General features: G+C 41.4%; 1 protein-coding gene. It reads left to right on the top strand.

Annotated features, from left to right (window positions below):
• Window positions 1–19: 19 nt before the first annotated feature.
• The coding region (locus AC1DRF_RS28445; RefSeq protein ID WP_477742365.1) for a pyrimidine-nucleoside phosphorylase at window positions 20–1,246 on the top strand (1,227 nt) is incomplete at its 3' end.

Here is a 1,246-nt window from a genome sequence, read left to right as displayed (position 1 = left end):
CTTTTAGGGGGAAAACGTCATGAGAATGGTTGACTTAATTGAAAAAAAACGTAATGGACATGAATTAAATAAAGCTGAAATCGATTTTATTATCGAAGGTTATACAAAAGGGGATTTACCTGATTATCAGCTATCGGCATTTGCGATGGCGATTTACTTTCAAGGAATGACGCAGGAAGAACGCGTGAATTTAACGCAAGCAATGGTTGAATCAGGCGATCAAATCGACTTATCAAAAATTGAAGGTATTAAAGTAGACAAACACAGCACAGGCGGCGTAGGTGATACAACAACACTTGTATTAGGACCTTTAGTAGCTGCGGTTGATGTACCGGTTGCCAAAATGTCTGGCCGCGGCTTAGGACACACTGGCGGTACGATTGACAAACTTGAAGCAGTGCCTGGCTTCCACGTTGAAATTACAAATGAAGAATTCATTCGTTTAGTAAATACGAATAAAATTGCCGTTATCGGTCAAAGCGGAGACTTAACGCCGGCGGATAAAAAACTTTATGCACTTCGTGATGTAACAGCAACGGTTGATTCGATTCCGTTAATTGCAAGCTCAATTATGAGTAAGAAAATTGCAGCTGGAGCAGATGCCATTTGCCTGGATGTAAAAACTGGGAACGGCGCGTTTATGAAAAAGCTTGAAGATGCTGAAGAATTAGCAAAAGCAATGGTTGAAATCGGAAAAGGCGTAGGTCGAAACACAAAAGCAATCATCTCAGATATGAGCCAGCCTCTAGGTTTTGCGGTTGGTAATGCGCTTGAAGTGAAAGAAGCGATCGACACGTTAAAAGGCGAAGGCCCTGAAGATTTAACAGAGCTTTGCTTAACATTAGGAAGTCACATGGTTGTACTTGCTGAAAAAGCAAGCAGCTTAGATGAAGCGCGTGCAATGCTTCAAGAAGTAATTAAAAACGGAAAAGCATTAGAATCGTTCAAAACGTTCTTAAGCGCACAAGGCGGAGACGCTTCTGTTGCAGACGATCCGTCTAAATTACCAGATGCAGCGCACAAAATTGAAGTGCCAGCAAAAGAAGATGGCTACATTTCAGAAATCGTTGCAGAAAAAATCGGCGTAGCAGCAATGAAGCTAGGTGCAGGACGTGCAACAAAAGAATCTGAAATCGACTTAGCAGTTGGTATCATGCTTAATAAAAAAGTTGGCGATTCAGTGAAAAAAGGCGACTCTCTTGTTACAATTCACAGCAACAGCGAAAATGTACAGGAAGTAATGGAT

Source organism: Priestia sp. P5_B4 (genome assembly GCF_056400385.1).
Note: the sequence above shows the minus strand (reverse complement) of the source record. Positions and strands in the feature narration are given on the sequence as shown.